The organism is Streptomyces sp. NPDC054961 (assembly GCF_053609145.1).
Map to the genome: position 1 here is coordinate 220,130 of NZ_JBSGWY010000006.1, position 5,034 is coordinate 225,163.

Annotated in this window: 5 protein-coding genes; 3 read left to right on the forward strand and 2 right to left on the reverse strand. The window is 74.5% G+C overall.

The window, feature by feature from the left end; translation table 11 throughout:
• The first annotated feature begins 111 nt into the window (after nucleotides 1-111).
• The 3 genes from thiE to ACWF9Z_RS09290 all read left to right on the forward strand — a co-directional run bounded on the left by thiE (nucleotide 112) and on the right by ACWF9Z_RS09290 (nucleotide 2,776).
• The gene (gene thiE / locus ACWF9Z_RS09280) at nucleotides 112-762 is read left to right on the forward strand and encodes a thiamine phosphate synthase (protein WP_453599292.1); all 651 of its coding nucleotides are present in this window, start codon (nucleotides 112-114) and stop codon (nucleotides 760-762) included.
• Between the two features lie 125 nt (nucleotides 763-887).
• Entirely contained in the window at nucleotides 888-1,802 is a 915-nt protein-coding gene (gene metF, locus ACWF9Z_RS09285; protein ID WP_453599295.1) for a methylenetetrahydrofolate reductase [NAD(P)H], read from the forward strand.
• 41 nt (nucleotides 1,803-1,843) lie between these two features.
• Complete coding sequence (locus ACWF9Z_RS09290) at nucleotides 1,844-2,776, forward strand: hypothetical protein (protein WP_453599298.1); 933 nt, start codon at nucleotides 1,844-1,846, stop codon at nucleotides 2,774-2,776.
• 86 nt (nucleotides 2,777-2,862) lie between these two features.
• Here the strand turns inward: ACWF9Z_RS09290 and ACWF9Z_RS09295 are convergent, their stop codons facing one another.
• A complete protein-coding gene (locus ACWF9Z_RS09295; RefSeq protein ID WP_453599300.1) occupies nucleotides 2,863-4,272 on the reverse strand; it encodes a phytoene desaturase family protein in 1,410 nt (469 codons plus the stop codon).
• 10 nt (nucleotides 4,273-4,282) lie between these two features.
• Nucleotides 4,283-4,897: a DUF4126 domain-containing protein gene (locus ACWF9Z_RS09300; RefSeq protein WP_453599303.1), complete on the reverse strand. Its 615-nt coding sequence runs from the start codon at nucleotides 4,895-4,897 to the stop codon at nucleotides 4,283-4,285.
• Between the last annotated feature and the right edge of the window lie 137 nt (nucleotides 4,898-5,034).

A 5,034-nucleotide genomic window follows, 5' to 3' on the forward strand; every position in this document is an offset into this window, starting at 1 on the left:
TACGCGATGTCCGTTGCTGTCGGGGGCGCCGCGCGGGCGGGGGGGGGCGGGCCGGGGCGGGGGCCCGCACACCGCGTACGTACGCACGAGACACACCATCCGGGGGTACCCATGTCCGCCATCGCCGCCCAGTTGTCCGACGCCCGGCTCTACCTGTGCACGGACGCCCGCAAGCGGCAGGGGGACCTCCCGGAGTTCCTGGACGCCGTCCTCGCCGGCGGGGTGGACATCGTCCAGCTCCGCGACAAGGGGATGGAGGCCGGTGAGGAGCTCGAGCACCTCCAGGTGTTCGCCGACGCGGCCCGCCGCCACGGCAAGCTGCTCGCCGTCAACGACCGCGCCGACGTCGCGCACGCCATCGCCTCCGACGTGCTCCACCTCGGCCAGGGGGACATCCCGGTGCCCGCCGCCCGCGCCGTCCTCGGCCGGGAGGTCCTCATCGGACGCTCCTGCCACTCCGAGGCCGAGGTCGACGCGGCCGCCGCCCAGCCCGGCGTCGACTACTTCTGCACCGGCCCCTGCTGGCCCACCCCCACCAAGCCCGGCCGCCACGCCCCCGGACTCGGGCTGGTCCGCCACGCGGCCTCACTCGCGCAGGACCGGCCGTGGTTCGCCATCGGCGGGATCGACGCCTCGAACCTCGACGAGGTGCTGGACGCCGGAGCCTCGCGCGTCGTGGTCGTCCGGGCCCTCACCGAGGCCTCCGACCCCGGTGCGGCCGCCGCCGACCTCGCCCACCGGGTCCGCGCCCGCCTCGGCTAGCCGTCCCGCCCGGCCCCACCCGCCCCGTCGGCCCGCCGCCCCTTCCGGGCGGCAGTCGTCTCATTTTCGCGTCCAAGGGATGGACAGGGCTTCGGTGTCCCCCGGCGCGCGTCTAACCTGCCGGTATGGCCCTTGGTACCGCTTCCACCTGGTCGGATCGTGCACACACGGTCCGAGACCTCCTCGCGTCCGGGCGCTCGTACTCCTTCGAGTTCTGGGCACCCAAGACCGAGAAGGGCGAGCGCAACCTCTGGAACGCCCTGCGCCGGATCGAGGCGGTGGCCCCCAGCTTCGTCTCCGTCACCTACGGGGCCGGCGGCTCCACCCGCGGCGGGACCGTGCGGGCCACCGAGCAGATCGCCGCGGACACCACGCTGACCCCCGTCGCGCACCTCACCGCCGTGGACCACTCCGTCGCCGAGCTGCGCCACGTCATCGGCCAGTTCGCCGACGCCGGCATCCGCAACATGCTCGCGCTGCGCGGAGACCCGCCGGGCGACCCGATGGGCCCGTGGGTCGCCCACCCCGAGGGCGTGCACTACGCCGCCGACCTCGTGCGCCTGCTCAAGGAGTCCGGCGACTTCTGCGTCGGCGTCGCGGCCTTCCCCGAGATGCACCCGCGCTCGGAGGACTGGGACACGGACATCCGGCACTTCGTGGACAAGTGCCGTGCGGGCGCCGACTACGCGATCACCCAGATGTTCTTCGACCCGGAGAATTATCTGAGGATGCGCGACAGCGTCGGAAAGGCGGGCTGCGAGACCCCGATCATCCCCGAAGTCATGCCTGTTGTGGGCATCAAGCAGCTCGACCGGCTTCCGCAACTCAGTACCGCGGTCTTCCCCGTGGCCGTGAAAGAGCGCATGCTCGCCGTCAAGGACGATCCGGCCGCTGTACGCTCCATTGGCATCGAGTTCGCCACGGAGTTCTGCGCGCGGCTGCTGTCCGAGGGTGTCCCGGGACTGCACTTCATCACGCTGAACAATTCCACGGCGACTCTCGAGATCTACGAGAACCTGGGCCTGCACCAGCGGGCCTGATCGGCCGTATCCGTGTGCGGCCGCACCGAGAGGGGCCATGCATGGGAATGACGGTCCTCTACATCGCGTTCGGTTTCGTCGCGCTGTGGCTGCTTGCCGAGGTCCTGATGCAGTACAAGGCCCGGCTGCGCTGGCGCCTGCTCGCTTTCGCGGGCTTCCTGGGCGTGGTCGCGGGCGTCGTCCTGCCGTCCGTGCTCGTCATCGCCGCCGGCGCGCTCGCCTTCGCGACCGGCCAGACGCTCGTGACCCTCTCCTTCCGCAAGGGCTTCGTGGCCGGCTGGGCGCTGCGCCGCGGCAAGACCGCGGCCGCCGAGGCCGCTCCGCAGCAGAGCCGGCGCCGCCGGGCCGCGGGCGGGCCGCGTCCGGAGCCGGCCCTGCGGGTGACGGCCCTGGAGTACGGCCCCGAGTCGGCGGCCGAGCCGGCGGCCGAGGAATCCGGAGCGTTCGCCGAAGAGGAGTTCGCCGGCGCCGAGTTCACCGCCGCCGCGCAGGGGCACACCGGGGACCAGCAGTTCTACGCCGCGCGGCAGGCGGACGAGGACACCGGCTCCTACGGGGTCCAGAGCTTCGAGACCGCCTCCTTCGCCGCGCCGTTCGGCGCGGGCGAGCAGGACTCCCACCAGTACGCGGCCTCCTACGACCCGCAGGGCCAGGGCGGCTACGACTACACCACCGGCTACCCGGCCCCCGGCGAACAGCAGGTCTACGCCGCGTACTCGGACCCGTACATCGGCACCGGCGGAGCCGTGGCCCCGCAGCAGCCGTACGAGTACACCCAGCCCGGCTCCTACGGGGGCTACGCCCACGACCCGTACGCGGCCTCGCAGCAGCAGTACTCCATGGACACCCCGCCCGGCGGGGTCTGGGTCCCCCAGCAGCGCTCCACCGAGGGGGCCGTGCCGGGCTACCCGGCCGAGGAGCAGCAGCAGTACCCGTACCAGGGCACGAGCGAGTACGACCAGTACCGCTACTAGGGCCACGGCCGTCTCTTCCGGATCTTGCCGGGCCGAACGGGACGGCCTGAGCCGGGCCGCCCGGCCCGGCCCGCGGGCGGCCGCTCCTACTGCGAACCGCGGAACTCCGCGCCTTCCACGATCAGTCCGGCCACCAGCGCCCCCGTCATCCCGGCGTGCGCCAGCCCGCCGCCGGGGTGCGCCCAGCCGCCGGCCAGGTACAGGCCCGGCAGAGCCGCCGTGTTGGCGGGGTAGAGTCCGGAGCCGCCGGCCCCCGCGAGGGCCGGAGCGGGCACCGCGCCGCCCAGCGCGCCCGTGGCCGCCTCCACGTCGGCCGGGCTCTGCGAGCGCCACCACAGCAAGCGCTCGCCCAGGTCGGGAACGGCCCGCGCGGCGAGGTCCAGCAGCTGCTGCGGATCGGGCCCGGCCCCCTGCGCGCACACCGCGCTCACGGTGACGGCCTCGTGGTCCGCGTCCGGCCGGGTGGCGGGATCGTCGGGTCGCAGCACGGTCAGCAGCGTGCCGGGGGAGTGGACCAGGGTCCGGTGCGCGGCGTCGGCGGGGCGGGGCCCGCGCAGCGCGAGGAACAGCGTGTACCGACTGGTGGCCCCCGGTCCCCGGGCCGGTACGGCCCCCGGCGCCGACTCCACGCCCAGCCGGCGCGGGTCCACCCCGCAGACGACGGAGTCGGCCTCCGCCACGGCGCCCCCGGCCAGCAGCAGCCCGGCCGCCCGGCCCTCGCGGACGAGCACCTCCTCGGCCCCGGCGCCGAACTCGAACCCGACCTTCCGCTCCAGGCACCGCTCGTACACGGCCGTGGCCAGCTCCCGGATCCCGCCGCGCACGTACCAGCTGCCGAAGGTCTGCTCCATGTAGGGCAGCACGGCCGCCGAGGCGGGCGCGGTCGCCGGATCGATTCCGTACGCCCGCACGCGCGCCGTCAGCAGCTCGCCCAGCCCGTCGCCGCCGAGCTCGCGCGCGGCCACCTCGGCCAGGGTCGGCGGGCGGCGGCGCAGCAGTCCGCTCCCGCGCAGGGCGGGGTAGGGGTCACGGCCCAGCACCTGCCAGTCGGGCCGCAGGGGCTCCTCGAGCAAGGGGCGGCGGGTGGCGTCCCAGGCGTCCCGGGCGCGGCCCAGGACCGCGCTCCAGCGGTCGCCGGCGCCCGGTCCGAAGGCCTCGTCGAGGACGGCGGCGGCGCCTCCGTGCGAGCCGCCGGGGAGGGTGACGCCGCGGCCGTCGGCGAGGACGTGCCGGACGGCCGGGTCGACCTGGACCAGCTCGGCGCACTCCTCCAGCGGACGCTTCCCGGTCTTGACGAAGAGGTCGCGGTAGACGGCGGGCAGGTGCACCAGCCCGGGGCCGGTGTCGAAGGCGAAGCCGTCCCGCTCGAACCGGCCGACGGCGCCGCCGTACGTCGTCCCCCGCTCGTACACCGTCACCCGGTGCCCCGCCACGGCCAGCCGGGCCGCCGTCGCCATCGCGCCCATCCCGGCGCCGATCACCGCAATACGTGCCATGCGGCTGAGCCTATCGAGCGGTGCGGGCCACCTCGGCGGCGAGGCGCTTCTCCTCGCGGCGCTGGGCCCGGCGGCGCAGGAAGCGGCGGATCCGGGTCCAGAGGTAGATCAGCAGGGCGAGTCCGGCGGCCAGCAGCACCGCGCAGATGATCGCGGCGGCCTGCGGGTTGAACATCGCGAAGGTGACGATCCCGGCCACGCCGAGGTCCTCGGCCGTGCTCATGATGACGTTGCTGAACGGTTCGGGCGAGGTGTTGATCGCCATGCGGGTGCCGGCCTTGACGAAATGGCTGGCCAGCGCGGTGGAGCCGCCCACGGCGCCGGCGGCGATGTCCGAGAGCGAACCGCTCTGCCCGGCCAGCAGCGCGCCGACCACCGCTCCGGCCAGGGGGCGGATCACGGTGTGCGCGGTGTCCCAGACCGAATCCACGTACGGGATCTTGTCGGCCACGGCCTCGCAGAGGAACAGCACCGCGGCGACGATCAGCACGTCGGTGCGTTGCAGGGAGGCGGGGACCTCGTCGCTGACGCCGGTCGCGCCGAAGATGCCGAGCAGGAGGACCACGGCGTACGCGTTGATCCCACTGGCCCAGCCGCTGGTGAAGACCAGGGGGAGGACACTCACCCGGTCATCATGCAATACGCGGTGAGGGGACGGGCGCCTTCCGGCGCCCCGCCCCCCACACCCCGAGAGGGGCCTGCCAGGGGGGGGCGCCACGCCCCGGCTGACCCGGGGGGCGGGCCCCCGCGCCCACACAAGGG

What these genes read in the sequence shown, in the direction of transcription:
- ACWF9Z_RS09295 (WP_453599300.1), bottom strand. Translation starts at nt 4,272, where the DNA reads ATGGCACGTATTGCGGTGATCGGCGCCGGGATGGGCGCGATGGCGACG.
- metF (WP_453599295.1), top strand. Translation starts at nt 888, where the DNA reads ATGGCCCTTGGTACCGCTTCCACCTGGTCGGATCGTGCACACACGGTC.
- ACWF9Z_RS09290 (WP_453599298.1), top strand. Translation starts at nt 1,844, where the DNA reads ATGGGAATGACGGTCCTCTACATCGCGTTCGGTTTCGTCGCGCTGTGG.
- thiE (WP_453599292.1), top strand. Translation starts at nt 112, where the DNA reads ATGTCCGCCATCGCCGCCCAGTTGTCCGACGCCCGGCTCTACCTGTGC.